Origin of the sequence: Agathobaculum massiliense, from assembly GCF_900291975.1 — a bacterium.
Taxonomy (GTDB): domain Bacteria; phylum Bacillota; class Clostridia; order Oscillospirales; family Butyricicoccaceae; genus Agathobaculum; species Agathobaculum ammoniilyticum.
Genome location: NZ_OMPN01000001.1, coordinates 60,149 through 73,309, shown reverse-complemented (window position 1 = coordinate 73,309; position 13,161 = coordinate 60,149). Strand labels below are relative to the sequence as shown.

Sequence of the window (13,161 nt, the reverse complement as noted above, 5' to 3'; positions counted from 1 at the left end):
TTATACAAATTGGATGCAGTCCGCGTGCCGCTCGGAAACGCTGACGCGCAACGCGGGGAACGCCCCGCCTATCTGCTCCGCGAACGCCGCTGTCACCGGATTTTCGGTTGGGAAATGACCCGCGTCCGCAAGCGTCAGCCCAAGCGTCTGCGCGCGCTGCATCAGGTCGTAGCTGCAGTCTCCGATCACGAATGCGTCCGCCCCCTTTGCGATTGCAAAATCCATCATTTTGCCACAGGCTCCGCCGCCGACCGCCACCCGACGGATCGGCCGGCCGCCATCACAAAAGCGAACGCCGCACGCACGCAGACACTCTTTGACATAAAGCGCGAACTCCCGCGGCCCCATTTCCTTTGGCAGGTCGCCAACACGTCCCAGCATCCCGTTTTCCCCCGCTTCCAGATTCCCCACGTTGGTGAGGAACAGCGCAGCGGCCAGGGCGTCGTTAACGCCTCCCTGCGCACAGTCCGCGTTGGTGTGCATACAAACGAGGGCAATATCATGCCGGATCGCGGCACGCAGGATACGTCCAGTCGCATCGTCCTCGGTTATCCGACTGATCGAGGTAAAGATCACCGGATGATGCGCGACGATCATCTGTGCGCCGCGTTCCGCCGCCTCCGCAACGACCTGTTCGGTAATATCGAGAGAGCAAAGCACATTGGTCACTTCGCGCGCCCGATCCCCGCAAAGCAGCCCCACATTATCCCAGCTTTCCGCCAGCGCGGGCGGCGCCAGCCCTTCCAGCAGCGTTACAATATCCTGAACCGTAATCATGCCAATTCCTCCCATGCCTGTTTGATCACGCGAACGATTTCACGCTGTCCGTCAAGGACGGCGCGGTCAACCGCGCTTCCGCTTTGCATACCCTCCAGCGCGCGTATTTCCCGCTGAAGCAGCTTTTCCAGATAGTCGCGCGCACCCGCCGCCTGCAGCAGCGCCGGAGAAAACGCGCAGCTGGAAAGCGGGACCACGCGCACTGGTCCACCGCCGCGCACGGAAAGCACAACATAATACCGGCGTTCCTCCCGACAGACCGTTTCACACTCGATCATATAGCCATGCGCCCAAAGCCACTGCCGAAGCTCATAGACCATCGTCATTGGCTGTAAAAGCAGCAGATGCTCGCCATCTCCCGTCCACGGCGCGGCCGCCAGGATATCTGCAATCGTCTGGCCTCCCATGCCGGCGATGCTGACCGTGTCGCACTCCTCCGGCCGCACGGCCTCCAGCCCCGCCGCAAGGCGCAGCGGCAGCGCCACACCATGCTCCGCGGCATTACGGGCCGCATGATCCAGCGGCCCCTGCCGGATATCCGACCCGATCGCGGCGGCGACACGTCCGGAAAGCAGCAGAGAAACCGGCAGTTTTCCATGATCCGTTCCGATATCTGCCAGCCGCGCCCCACGAGGGATCAGCGCTGCGATGCAGGCCAAGCGGGGCGTTAAAATCATCCGTTCCATTTCTCACCTAAAAAATGGGCCGGCATGCTTTGCCGGCCCTTGTCTTTCATCCTTATTCGCCCAGGAATGCGTTGAGCTTGGCAACCAGTTCGTCCGCATTGGTGCCATGCACCATGCAGGCCTCCTCAATGCTTTCGCCCTGCGATGCCGGGCAGCCCAAGCAATGCATACCGATTTCCATAAAGAACTTTGCCGTTTCCAGATTGCGGTTCAGCACCTCGCCAATCGTGGTCTTTTTCGTGATAGCCGCCATGATGGACCTCCTGTTTGTTTTTTGTTGTCTTTAGTATACCGCAAAAATATACAAATTTCAATCACCTTATCGCGTTTTATCAGAAATCAACAAAAAAATACGCGCCCTTTTTACCATAAACGCCCCCTACCGACCGCGCGGCCGTTTTCTCCTTTCCAACCATCCGTCACCGCAGCGGCCCGTCCCCTGAGCTGCTCTTCGTAAAACCAAAAAATGTCCGGCGTTAGCCGGACATTTTCCGTTCACTTATCAGCCCTGCTCGCGCATTTTGGCGAAGCATTCGCTGCAATATACCGGACGGTCGGACTTGGGTTCGAACGGAACACGAGCCTCTCCGCCGCAAGCAGCACAGGTAGCGGTGAAATATTCGCGCGGGCCACGAGCCGCGTTCTTTCGGGCGTCACGGCAGGCCTTGCAGCGCTGCGGCTCGTTCTGGAAACCGCGCTCTGCATAGAATTCCTGCTCGCCGGCAGTAAACACAAATTCCTGACCGCATTCCTTGCATACTAAAGTCTTGTCTTCGTACATGGTTTTTACCTCTCTTTGATACCGTTCCCTCGGGAACCTGAAATTTATGCGTACAGGCCGCATGCCTGCAATCGCCTATTGGGGTTTGATATTTGCCGATTTCCGCTTGATGCGCTGGATGGCATTATCCACAGACTTGATCGGTTTACGCAGCGTTTTGGACATTTCCTCAAACGACAGGCCATCCAAAAACAATGTTAAAACCTTTGCCTCGAATTCAGACAGAAGCGAGTAGAGCCGACGGACCAGTTCTTCCCTCTCCTCATTGCCGATCACCAGCGATTCAGGGTCACCAATCGGTGCCGTAACCCGGGTGTGCGATTCCGCAAGGTCTTCAAACAGAGGTCGATCGATTGACATGGAACGATTGAGCGGGTCGTGCTTCATTGCGGCGGCAGACCGCACCGCGGAAAAAATTTTCCGCATAACGCAGATCTTCGCAAACGCGCTGAACGGCACGCCTTTTCCTTCATCATATTCGCGGATCGCTTTCATCAAACCGAGCATCCCCTCCTGAAGCAGATCCTCTTCATCCGCACCCACTAAAAAATACGGGCGCGCACAGGTCTTTACCAGTCTGGAATACCTTTTTACCAAAGCTTCCGCCGCATCGCCGCCGCCCTGCTGCGCCAGCCGGCACAACGCTTCATCGGATAACGGCTGCAATGGAATATTTTCTATACCGTGTCTCATGTCAAGATTTATTATATGCGAAAAAAAAGATAATGTCAAGGAATTTTTGTGAAAACTACTGTTTTGATGGCAAAAACAGATTTATTTTTTTGTGCCGATTGAACAATAAACAATATTTTTCATTATTCGACAGTCACCGACTTGGCGAGATTGCGCGGTTTATCCACGTCGCAGTTGCGCTCCACCGCAATATAGTATGCCAAAAGCTGCATGGGAATAATCGAAAGAGACGCGGAAAATTCATAAAGACATTTCGGCAGCCGGATAATATGCTGACAGACCGATTCATCCCCTGTGAAGTCGTCCGTGGTGACTAATACGACGACCGCGCCGCGGGAAACTACCTCTCGGATGTTGGAGACGGTTTTTTCAAACAGCGCAGGCTGCGTTGCCAACGCCACCACCAGTGTCCCCTCCTCGATCAGCGAGATCGTACCGTGTTTGAGCTCTCCCGCCGCATATGCCTCGGAATGGATATACGATATTTCCTTGAGCTTGAGCGAGGCCTCGAGCGCCGCAGCATAGTCCAGGCCGCGCCCCAGGAAAAACACGCTCGGCCGGTTGGCGTACCGCGTGGAGATGCGCTGCATATCCTGCTGGCTTTCCAACGCTTTCTCAATGCAGGCCGGCAAGCGCTGCAGCTCGGCGCAAAGCGCGCGCTCATCCCCGATCGAGATCAGGCCCCTCGTGCGTGCGATTTTCACGGAGATCAGGTACAGGGCGGAAAGCTGTGAGGAATATGCTTTTGTGGTCGCAACCGATATCTCCGGCCCCGCCCAGGTATACAGCACTCCGTCCGCCTCGCGCGCGATGGTCGAGGATACCACATTGACGATCGCGACCGTGAACGCGCCCGCCTGCTTGGCCAGCCGCATCGCCGCCAGCGTATCGGCGGTTTCGCCCGACTGGCTGATTACGATGCAGAGGTCCTTTTTCCCGATGATCGGGTTTTCATACCGGAACTCACTGGCTACCTCCGCCGTACAGTGGATGCGGCACATTGCCTCGATCACACGTTTGCCGACCATGCCCGCGTGCAAGGCGGAACCGCAGCCTACGATATGAATATTTTCGATTTCGCGCAGCCGTTCATCGGTCAGGCCGTTTTCCTCAAATACAACAGCATTGTTCTGAATTCGCGGGTTGACTGTATCCGCGACCGCTTTCGGCTGCTCCATGATCTCTTTCAGCATGAAATGCTGGTAGCCGCCCTTTTCCGCGGCCGACATATCCCAAGTGACAGTTTGGACCGCTTTCTCCACTACGTCGCCGAACTCGTTCATCACAGCCACGCTGTCCGGCCGGATAATCGCCACCTCATTGTCGTCCAGAATGATGTAATCGCGGGTCCGGCCGATAATCGCCGTGAGATCCGAGGCAATCATATTTTCCCCTTGGCCGAGCCCGATAATCAGCGGGTTATCCCGCCGCGCGGCGACGATCTCCTCCGGATTGTCCATAGAAACCACGCCCAGTGCGTAGGAGCCGCGGATGCGCTGTACTGCGGCGAGCACGGTCTTCGCCAAGTCCTCCTGCTTGCCGGTATGCAGGTAGTCGACCAGGTGCGCGACGGTCTCCGTATCCGTCTCGGAACAGAACGTGTACCCATGCGCCTCCAGTCGCTCCCGCAGTTCCTTATAGTTTTCTATGATCCCGTTATGGACGACCGCGACCTTGCCCTGACCGTCCCGACCGCCCAGATGGGGATGGGAATTGCGGTCGGACGGCTCCCCATGCGTCGCCCAGCGGGTATGGCCGATGCCGCAGGTGCAGGACAAGCCGCCCTCGGACTGGATTTTCTCTTCCAGGCTCGCGATGCGGCCCTGTGTTTTCACAACGCGCAGGCCGTCCCGCGTAAAGGCGGCGATGCCGGCGGAATCATACCCACGGTACTCGAGGCTGTATAATCCCTTAATCAGAATGGGCAGCGCGTTTTCGCGGCCCGTAAATCCAACGATTCCACACATAAGAATAAATTCCTCCAATAGAAAGGATGGCAGTTTTTTAATTTTGGGTATAAAAATAGTGCGTTACGCAGAATCTGCTCTGTCCGCGCAGTCGCCCGCGCGATTTAACAGTCTGCTCACGACCAACCCACTCATGGCCGAAGGGCATCCGCCGAAAACTTCGATTAACCCTTCCCTCGTCAACTGCGATACCGGCTGCATCGCAGTTCTGGCGCTTGACTTGCTATTCTGTTGTACCGCTGCTTTTCACCCCTCTCTTTCACAAAACAAGGTGGATGCGAAAACCACATCCACCTTATGTTGGCTCTTTCTTATTATACGACAGACTCTATCACTTTGGCAACCCTTTTTGCCAAAGTATCGACCTGATTGCTGTCCTTTCCTTCGACCATAACGCGCACCAAAGCCTCTGTACCGGAGGGACGTACCAAAATCCGGCCGTTTTCCCCCAGAGCCGCGCCCGCCTCGTCGATCGAAGCCTTGACCTCCGGCAGCTCCTGCAGGGCAGCCTTTTTATCATTCGGCACCTTGACGTTAATCATGACCTGCGGCCATGGCACGACCTCCGCGGCGATCTCCGAGCATTTTTTGCCGCTGCTTTTCAGAATGGACATGAACTGCAGCGCGGTCAGCTCCCCATCTCCGGTTGAGGCATATTCCAGGAAGATAACATGGCCGGACTGCTCGCCGCCAAGGATATATCCCTTGTTCAACATCATTTCCAGCACATACCGGTCTCCCACACTGGAGCATTCGATCCGCATGTCGTTTTTTTGAGCATAGGCGTGCAGACCCATGTTGGACAGCACGGTGGCGACAAACGCCCCACCGCGCAGCTTGCCTTCCTTTTTCATATGGGCGGCGCATACGGCCATGATGCGGTCCCCGTCCAGCTCCTCGCCAGTTTCGTCCACGATCAGGCAGCGGTCCGCGTCGCCATCGAACGCAACGCCCAAATCAAAGCTGCCTTTCCGGACGCGCTCCTTGAGCTGTTCCAGATGCGTCGAGCCGCAGCCCGCGTTGATATTGATTCCATCCGGCTCGTAAAACCGTATCTCCGCCCTGCACTCGACCAAACGCATCAACCGCTCGACCGTGGTAGAGGATGCGCCGTTTGCGCAGTCCACCGCGACGTGCAGGCCGGACAAGTCGCCCTTGATCGTTTCCGCAAGGTGGTCGGTGTACTCCACCACCGGATCGATCGCACTTTTCAGCACGCGGCCCAGCTTTTCATGGGTCATTTTGGGGATGGATTCAAAGTCGTCGATCAGGTCTTCGATTTTGGCCTCAGTTTCGTCCGGCAGCTTGTAGCCGTTGCCCGCAAATATCTTGATGCCATTATATTCAAACGAGTTATGGCTTGCCGAGATCACGATGCCGGCATCCGCTTTATGCTTGATCGTCAAAAAAGCTACTGCCGGTGTTGGGATAACGCCCAGCAGCTCCACATCCGCGCCGACTGAGCAGATGCCCGCCACCAGCGCGTTTTCCAGCATATCCGAGGAGATGCGCGTATCCTTGCCGATCAGCAGCTTGGCTTTTCCGCTGTGGGTCGCTTCCTGCGTCAGCACAAACGCCGCCGCCGCGCCGATTTTGAATGCAAGCAGCGCGTCCAGTTCGGAATTTGCCACACCGCGGACACCGTCCGTCCCAAAATATCTACCCAATATCAAACACCTAACTTTCTTATTGATAACAGCGCCGTCACAGCATTTGCTGCCCGTCCGCCGGTTCCATATTCATGTGCCGGTAAGCCTGCATCGTTACACACCGCCCGCGCGGCGTGCGGCTGAGAAAGCCGATCTGCATCAGATACGGCTCGTATACATCCTCCAATGTAATGGCTTCTTCACCAATGGTCGCGGCCAGCGTTTCCAGTCCGACCGGACCGCCGCCGTAATTGAGCATGATGCTTTTGAGCATGCGCCGGTCAACCGCGTCCAGCCCCAACTTATCGATCTCCTGCGCGCGCAGCGCCATGTCCGCGCTGGCCTTGTCGATCGTGCCCGTGCCGCGCACCTGCGCGAAATCGCGCACACGGCGCAGCAGGCGGTTGGCAATACGCGGCGTGCCGCGGCTGCGGCGCGCGATTTCCAAAGCGCCCTCGTGCTCGCACGGCACATTCAGTATGCTTGCCGAGCGTTCCACGATATGACAAAGCTCCTCCGCGGAATAAAGTTCCAAACGGAGCATCACGCCGAATCGGTCACGCAGCGGGCTGGTCATCTGTCCGGCGCGCGTCGTCGCCCCGATCAGGGTGAAACGCGGCAGGTCGAGCCGGATTGAACGCGCGGAAGGCCCCTTGCCAATAATGATATCGAGCGCGTAGTCCTCCATCGCCGGGTAGAGGATCTCTTCGACCGCACGGTCTAAACGGTGGATCTCATCGATAAACAAAATATCATTTTCCGAAAGGTTTGTCAATAAAGCCGCCAAATCTCCTGCTTTTTCGATCGCAGGACCGCTGGTGACGCGGATATTGACCCCCATCTCATTTGCAATAATGCCGGCCAGCGTGGTTTTTCCCAAGCCCGGCGGGCCGTACAGCAGGGTATGGTCCAGCGCCTCTCCCCGCTGCTTTGCAGCTTCGATGTAAACACCGAGGTTTTCCTTTACCTTTGCCTGGCCGACATAATCCGCCATGGATTTCGGCCGCAGGGAATTTTCGGTTTCATCCTCCGCCAACTGCCTGGTGGAAATAATGCGTTCATCGTCGGCCATGCCGCCGGAAAATTCAATGCTCAAAGCGACACCCCTTTACTGTTTGACCAGCTTTTTCAGGCATTGGCGGATGATCTCCTCCGCTTCCATCTGCGCGGCGTCCATCCCCTCCATCGCCTGAAGCGCTTCCGCTTGGCTGTACCCAAGCACCATGAGCGCCGCAACAGCCTCCTGCGTATGGTTGACCCCGCCGGACGCCGCGGCCATGGCAACAGGCGATACGCTGGACGCAGTCTCCAACTGTTCCTTGCTCATCTTGTCCCGCAGCTCCAAAACAATGCGCTGCGCGATTTTTTTGCCGATGCCTGGCGCCTGCATCAGCATTTTTTCATCCCCTGTGATGATGGACAGCGCAAGCCGGTCCGGCGGCGCGACCGACAGAATGGAAAGAGCGGCTTTCGGCCCCACGCCGGATACGCCGATCATCATTTCGAAGCAGGACTGCTCCTCCTCGTCAATAAACCCGTATAATTCAAAAATATCCTCGCGGACATTCAGATATGTCAACAAACGCGCGCGGGCGCCGATTTTCAGCTTGCCGATCGTGTTCTGCGAAGCGTGACATGCATATCCCACACCGCCGCAGTCGATCACGGCAAGCCCTTGCTTGAGCAGCGCGACCGTACCCTCTACATAATAAAACATCAAATACCCTCATACCGTATTGCATTTCTGGAATGGCCGTGGCAGATCGCAAGCGCGAGCGCATCCGCCGCGTCATCCGGCCGCGGAAGCTTTGTCAGATGCAGGATGCTTTTCGTCATTTCCATCATCTGCTTTTTTTCTGCGTTGCCATAGCCGACCACCGCCATTTTGACCTGGTTCGGCGTATACGAAACCGGATGCAGGCCTTTTTGGGCGAGCGCAAGCAGGATCACGCCTCTTGCCTGCGCGACCTGGATGCCGGTCGTAATGTTTTTGGAGAAAAACAGCTCTTCAATCGCAACCTCGTCCGGATGAAACGTATCGACCAACGTGCTGATATCCTCATAAATCTCACACAGACGCAGATGCATCGGCATGCCGGCCTTTGTTGTTGCCGCGCCGTACTGCACGGGCGTGAACTTGAAGTTTTCAAACCGCACGACCCCATAGCCGATCGTACCGTAGCCAGGGTCGATACCAAGAATCGTCATAGCTGCAAACCTCTGCCCTCTCAACCCAAATATTGTACCACGAAACCGCTTTTCGCGCAACCATACCCGTGAAAAAAGAGCGGTCCCGCCGCTCTTCCTCCACTTTCACGATTTGGCATTGCTGATACGCTCAGCCGCGAGCAAAATACCGGCTTTGCCTGAAGCGTAGGTCAGGCCGCCCTGTAAATAGCACACATACGGCTCCCGCATCGGAGCATCCGCCGACAATTCAATGGAAGCGCCCTGCACGAAAGCGCCCGCCGCCATGATGACCGGATCGTCATAGCCCGGCATGGCCCACGGCTCCGGTGTCACAAAGGAATCGACCGGCGCGCCCGCCTGAATCCCTTCGCAGAACCGGCGCAGCGGCTCCGGCGCGCCGAACGCAATCGTCTGGATGATGTCATACCGCGTCTCTTCCGCTTTCGGGCTGACCTCGTATCCCATCAGCTCCATGACCTTGGCGCAGAAAATGGCCGTTTTCAGCGCTTGCGCCGTGATATGCGGCGCCATGAACAGCCCCTGATACAGCAAACGGTTCTGTCCTATGGTGCAGCCGCCCTCCCCGCCGATACCGGGCGCGGTCAGCTTATAGGAGGCATTCTCCACCAGATCCGAGCGGCCTGCGATGTAACCGCCGGTGGGCGCAAGACCCCCGCCCGGGTTTTTAATCAGCGAACCCGCAATCAGATCCGCGCCAACCTGGGTCGGCTCAGTCTCCTCCACAAATTCGCCGTAGCAGTTATCCACCATAATCGCGGCTTCGGAGCCTGCGGCACGCACCGTCCGGCAGATTTCTCCGATCTCCTCGCAGGACAGCGTTTTACGTACGGCATAGCCGCGGCTGCGCTGGATGAACACTAGTTTGACCGCTTGGTCTCGCACGGCTGCGGCAATCGCTGGCAGATCGGGCGCGCCGTCCTTGAGGTCCACCTGCTTGTAACCGATACCATAGTGCTTCATGCTGCCACAGTAATCCCCGGTGATTGTGTTTTGCAGCGTGTCATACGCCGGACCGGTGACTGAAAGCACCGTGTCCCCTGTTTTGACTGCGGAAAACATCGCGCAGGAAAGCGCGTGCGTGCCGTTGACAAAGCCGATGCGCACCAGCGCGGCCTCCGTCCCGAAGATATCGGCATAAATGCGGTCCAGGGTGTCACGCCCGTGATCGTCATATCCATAGCCGGTCGTGCCGGCAAAAAGGTTATCCGACACGCGGTTTTTCGTAAACGCCGCCAGCACCTTTTCCGTATTCCGGTCGCAGATCTCTTCGATACGAGAAAAGCACGGCATGATTTCGCGCTCAGCCTGACGGCCGAGCGCGCGTATTTCTTCCGATATTGGTAAATATTCAGACATTTTCAGTGATTCTCTCCCAACGCCGAGCGCCCATCCGGCAAATCAAAAACCTGGTCCTCCGGCGCTTCGGTTTTCAGTTCGCTGACCGTCACCTGACGGACCAGCGTATCGCCGCTGTAAAACGACGCTGCTTTCAGCAGGCCGGAGGCTGCTGATATGTAATATACACAGCGGTAGCCTCCCTGCTCAAATTCCACACGGATACACGGCTCATAGTCCATGTCCTGCCGCCCCACGTCCAAAAGCCGCACCTCTTCCCCCAATACGTCCTCGTAGGTGGGCAGCATGGCAGCCGCGTCGTCCGTAAAATCGCCCCAGTTTCCCTCATAAGCGCTGGAAGCACCGTTCTCCCAGGCATAAACCGTATCGCCCCTGCGCAGCAGGGTACTTTCCACGCTCCCCGACGCCTGCAGGGTATCAGTCCGCACCACGCCATCCTTGACATATTGGCGGCAGGACAGCGTGGACGAACCGCCCGCATAGTACAGCGTATTTTGTATGCTGCAGCTATAGGCGGTCGGACGTACCAAGGACGCAACGACCTTTTGCGCATTCACAGGGCCGATCTCGATATCCGCGACGCTCTGCGCAGTCAGCATCTGGCTTCCCGAGCTGACGACCGGCGCGTTTTGCGTACCATCGGACAACACGATGCCGGTATCCCGTTCATGCAGCAGGCCGGAAGCAAACAGATATGCCAGCGCCAGCAGAGCGACAAATACGCCGGCGCCAATGGCCGCAATCAGAGGGGCGGACAGCTTTTTCTTCATTTTCACGGTGTAAACGGCGCGGGGCCGCCTTCCCGCAGGCCGAAATAATGCTCAATCGCCTGTACGATGCGTTCAGAGGTCTGGCCGTCGCCATATGGGTTGACCGCATGCGCCATTGCTCCATAAGCCTGCGCGTCGTCCAGCAGCTCGCGCGCCAGACGGACGATGTTCTCCTGCTCCACCCCAGCCAGCTTGACTGTGCCGGCCTCGATAGCCTCGGGCCGCTCGGTTTCGCGGCGCAGCACCAGCACCGGCTTGCCAAGACTGGGGGCCTCTTCCTGCAGGCCTCCGGAATCCGTCATAATTAGATAGCAGCGTGCCATCAGGTTGTGCATCTCATCCACCGCGAGCGGATGGATCAGATGGACGCGGTCGTTCCCACCCAGAAACTTCTCCGCCGTTTCACGCACATACGGACTGAGGTGAACCGGATACACGAAATGCACATCCGGATAGGCCTCCGACAGCGCGGCGATCGCGCGACAGATATTTTCCATCGGCTCGCCATAATTCTCCCGCCGGTGCGCGGTGACCAGCACCACGCGGTTATTCTGAAAATCAAGCGTTTTCAGCTGCTCGTCGCGGAAAGCAAAATCCGGCCGGACCGTCATGTGGATCGCATCGACGACGGTATTGCCGACCACCGAAACCCCATCCGTGATGCTTTCGCGCGCCAGATTATCCCGATTGCGCGGGGTCGGCGCAAAATGCAGCGTCGCGATCTGGCCGGTCAGCTTGCGGTTCATCTCCTCCGGGAACGGAGAGTACTTGTCATAGGTGCGCAGGCCGGCCTCTACATGCCCGACCGGTATTTTATGATAAAACGCGGCAAGCGCGCCTGCGAACGTCGTCGAGGTGTCTCCATGCACCAGCACCATATCGGGCTGCGCCTGCTCGAGTACATCATCCAACCCATGCAGGCTTTTCTCTGTAATCAGTGCCAGCGTCTGCCGCGGCTGCATGATGTTAAGGTCATAATCCGGCTTGATCTGAAAAATATCCAGCACCTGATCCAGCATCTCGCGGTGCTGCGCGGTGACGCAGACGATCGGCTCGGTATGGGCATTCTTTTTCAGTGCATGCACCAGCGGCGCCATTTTGATCGCCTCCGGTCGCGTGCCGAACACAGTCATCACTTTAATTTTGTTCATTGTCTGTTTTCTCCTTTTGTGCGTCCCCATCATCCCTATCTTCTGCCTCTGGGGTTCCATCGTGCGGATGCCTGCCCCAGTGTTCCGCGCCGTAGATGACGCATGCGCCGACGATAATTGCGACCAATACCGCCAGCAGCAGGATAATGGCCTTTACTTCCCCCGACGAGGTCAATACGACCGCTGTCAGGCCAAGGGTCGCGCTGATCGCGTACAGGATCGCGACCGCCTGCTTCTGGTTAAAGCCCATATCGATCAGCTTGTGATGGACATGGCCGCGGTCCGGACTCATCGGGCTGCGCCCCGCCGCCACGCGGCGGATGATCGCATTGGCCGTGTCAAAAATCGGCAGTCCCAGTATCAGGAACGGAACAGCGAACGAAATGACCGCATAAAATTTGAACAGGCCCATGATGGATACCGTTGCCAGCATATAACCAAGGAAGGTCGAGCCAGTATCCCCCATAAATATCTTTGCGGGGTTCAGGTTATACGGCATAAAGCCGACGCATGCGCCTGCGAGCGCCGCCATTGTGACAGCGATCATCATGTTCTCCGTCAGCAACGCGACCGCTAGCATGGTGATCGCAGCGATGGATGAAACGCCGACCGCCAGTCCGTCCAGGCCGTCGATCAGGTTCACGGCGTTGGTAATGCCTACAATCCAGAGGATCGTCACCGGAATTGCAAAAATCCCCAAGTGGAAGTACGCTTCGTCGGAAAACGGGTTCAAATTGGTGAACAGCTTGATCTGCAGATCCCCTACGCATACAGGTATCGCCGCCGCGACAATCTGCACAACGAATTTGAGCTTTGCGCCAAGCGCCAGGACATCGTCAAAAATGCCCAGCGAAACAATGATGATCGCTCCCAGCAGTACGCACAGCATGGTTTTGTCCAGTTGTCCGAAAATCAGAATCGAGCAGAGGAAGCCGCCGAAAATGGCCAACCCGCCCAGCCGCGGTATGGGTTCCTTGTGCATGCGGCGGTTATCCTTGGGAACGTCGATCGCGCCGACCTTGTGCGCGAACTTTTTGACCGGCGGCGTAAAGAAATACGACAGCACGCCCGCCGCGGCAAACGCGGCGACAACCATACCGATCACGATATATTCAGGCAT

General features: G+C 57.2%; 14 protein-coding genes. All 14 read right to left on the bottom strand.

From position 1 onward, the window contains the following. A complete protein-coding gene (locus DBQ51_RS00365; RefSeq protein ID WP_107630423.1) occupies positions 1–777 on the bottom strand; it encodes a Nif3-like dinuclear metal center hexameric protein in 777 nt (258 codons plus the stop codon). Further along, positions 774–1,454, bottom strand: coding sequence for a tRNA (adenine(22)-N(1))-methyltransferase (locus tag DBQ51_RS00360; protein WP_054325861.1), 681 nt, complete (start codon positions 1,452–1,454; stop codon positions 774–776). The genes DBQ51_RS00365 and DBQ51_RS00360 overlap by 4 nt, the downstream gene beginning before the upstream one ends. A gap of 61 nt (positions 1,455–1,515) precedes the next feature. Beyond that, a complete protein-coding gene (locus tag DBQ51_RS00355; protein WP_054325860.1) occupies positions 1,516–1,716 on the bottom strand; it encodes a DUF1858 domain-containing protein in 201 nt (66 codons plus the stop codon). A 249-nt stretch (positions 1,717–1,965) separates the two neighbouring features. After that, entirely contained in the window at positions 1,966–2,244 is a 279-nt protein-coding gene (locus DBQ51_RS00350; protein ID WP_054325859.1) for a zinc-ribbon domain containing protein, read from the bottom strand. A gap of 75 nt (positions 2,245–2,319) precedes the next feature. After that, complete coding sequence (locus DBQ51_RS00345) at positions 2,320–2,976, bottom strand: sigma-70 family RNA polymerase sigma factor (RefSeq protein WP_242977784.1); 657 nt, start codon at positions 2,974–2,976, stop codon at positions 2,320–2,322. Positions 2,977–3,059: 83 nt separating this feature from the next. Beyond that, on the bottom strand, positions 3,060–4,904 hold the full coding sequence (gene glmS, locus DBQ51_RS00340; protein ID WP_054325857.1) for a glutamine--fructose-6-phosphate transaminase (isomerizing): 1,845 nt from the start codon (positions 4,902–4,904) through the stop codon (positions 3,060–3,062). Between the two features lie 314 nt (positions 4,905–5,218). Beyond that, the gene (gene glmM, locus DBQ51_RS00335) at positions 5,219–6,571 is read right to left on the bottom strand and encodes a phosphoglucosamine mutase (RefSeq protein ID WP_107632105.1); all 1,353 of its coding nucleotides are present in this window, start codon (positions 6,569–6,571) and stop codon (positions 5,219–5,221) included. Between the two features lie 37 nt (positions 6,572–6,608). Continuing rightward, positions 6,609–7,649 carry a Holliday junction branch migration DNA helicase RuvB gene (ruvB, locus tag DBQ51_RS00330; RefSeq protein WP_107630422.1) on the bottom strand — a complete coding sequence of 347 codons (1,041 nt, stop codon included), beginning with the start codon at positions 7,647–7,649 and terminating at the stop codon, positions 6,609–6,611. A gap of 12 nt (positions 7,650–7,661) precedes the next feature. Continuing rightward, the gene (ruvA, locus tag DBQ51_RS00325) at positions 7,662–8,270 is read right to left on the bottom strand and encodes a Holliday junction branch migration protein RuvA (RefSeq protein WP_107630421.1); all 609 of its coding nucleotides are present in this window, start codon (positions 8,268–8,270) and stop codon (positions 7,662–7,664) included. Continuing rightward, positions 8,270–8,761 (bottom strand): crossover junction endodeoxyribonuclease RuvC, encoded by a 492-nt coding sequence (gene ruvC, locus DBQ51_RS00320; RefSeq protein ID WP_107630420.1) that lies wholly within the window; start codon positions 8,759–8,761, stop codon positions 8,270–8,272. The genes ruvA and ruvC overlap by 1 nt, the downstream gene beginning before the upstream one ends. Positions 8,762–8,866: 105 nt before the next feature. Next, positions 8,867–10,120 (bottom strand): methionine gamma-lyase family protein, encoded by a 1,254-nt coding sequence (locus tag DBQ51_RS00315; protein WP_107630419.1) that lies wholly within the window; start codon positions 10,118–10,120, stop codon positions 8,867–8,869. Positions 10,121–10,122: 2 nt separating this feature from the next. Next, entirely contained in the window at positions 10,123–10,896 is a 774-nt protein-coding gene (locus tag DBQ51_RS00310; RefSeq protein WP_159068005.1) for a hypothetical protein, read from the bottom strand. Then, positions 10,893–12,041, bottom strand: a complete 1,149-nt coding sequence (wecB, locus tag DBQ51_RS00305; RefSeq protein WP_107630417.1) for a non-hydrolyzing UDP-N-acetylglucosamine 2-epimerase — start codon at positions 12,039–12,041, stop codon at positions 10,893–10,895. The genes DBQ51_RS00310 and wecB overlap by 4 nt, the downstream gene beginning before the upstream one ends. Then, positions 12,028–13,161 carry an MraY family glycosyltransferase gene (locus DBQ51_RS00300; protein ID WP_107630416.1) on the bottom strand — a complete coding sequence of 378 codons (1,134 nt, stop codon included), beginning with the start codon at positions 13,159–13,161 and terminating at the stop codon, positions 12,028–12,030. Before DBQ51_RS00300 ends, wecB begins: the two co-directional genes overlap by 14 nt.

Excerpts from the sequence above, each read along its gene's own strand:
- wecB (WP_107630417.1), bottom strand. The coding sequence starts at position 12,041 with ATGAACAAAATTAAAGTGATGACTGTGTTCGGCACGCGACCGGAGGCG.
- DBQ51_RS00360 (WP_054325861.1), bottom strand. The coding sequence starts at position 1,454 with ATGATTTTAACGCCCCGCTTGGCCTGCATCGCAGCGCTGATCCCTCGT.
- DBQ51_RS00355 (WP_054325860.1), bottom strand. The coding sequence starts at position 1,716 with ATGGCGGCTATCACGAAAAAGACCACGATTGGCGAGGTGCTGAACCGC.
- ruvC (WP_107630420.1), bottom strand. The coding sequence starts at position 8,761 with ATGACGATTCTTGGTATCGACCCTGGCTACGGTACGATCGGCTATGGG.
- DBQ51_RS00365 (WP_107630423.1), bottom strand. The coding sequence starts at position 777 with ATGATTACGGTTCAGGATATTGTAACGCTGCTGGAAGGGCTGGCGCCG.
- DBQ51_RS00350 (WP_054325859.1), bottom strand. The coding sequence starts at position 2,244 with ATGTACGAAGACAAGACTTTAGTATGCAAGGAATGCGGTCAGGAATTT.
- ruvA (WP_107630421.1), bottom strand. The coding sequence starts at position 8,270 with ATGTTTTATTATGTAGAGGGTACGGTCGCGCTGCTCAAGCAAGGGCTT.
- glmS (WP_054325857.1), bottom strand. The coding sequence starts at position 4,904 with ATGTGTGGAATCGTTGGATTTACGGGCCGCGAAAACGCGCTGCCCATT.
- DBQ51_RS00300 (WP_107630416.1), bottom strand. The coding sequence starts at position 13,161 with ATGCCTGAATATATCGTGATCGGTATGGTTGTCGCCGCGTTTGCCGCG.
- DBQ51_RS00315 (WP_107630419.1), bottom strand. The coding sequence starts at position 10,120 with ATGTCTGAATATTTACCAATATCGGAAGAAATACGCGCGCTCGGCCGT.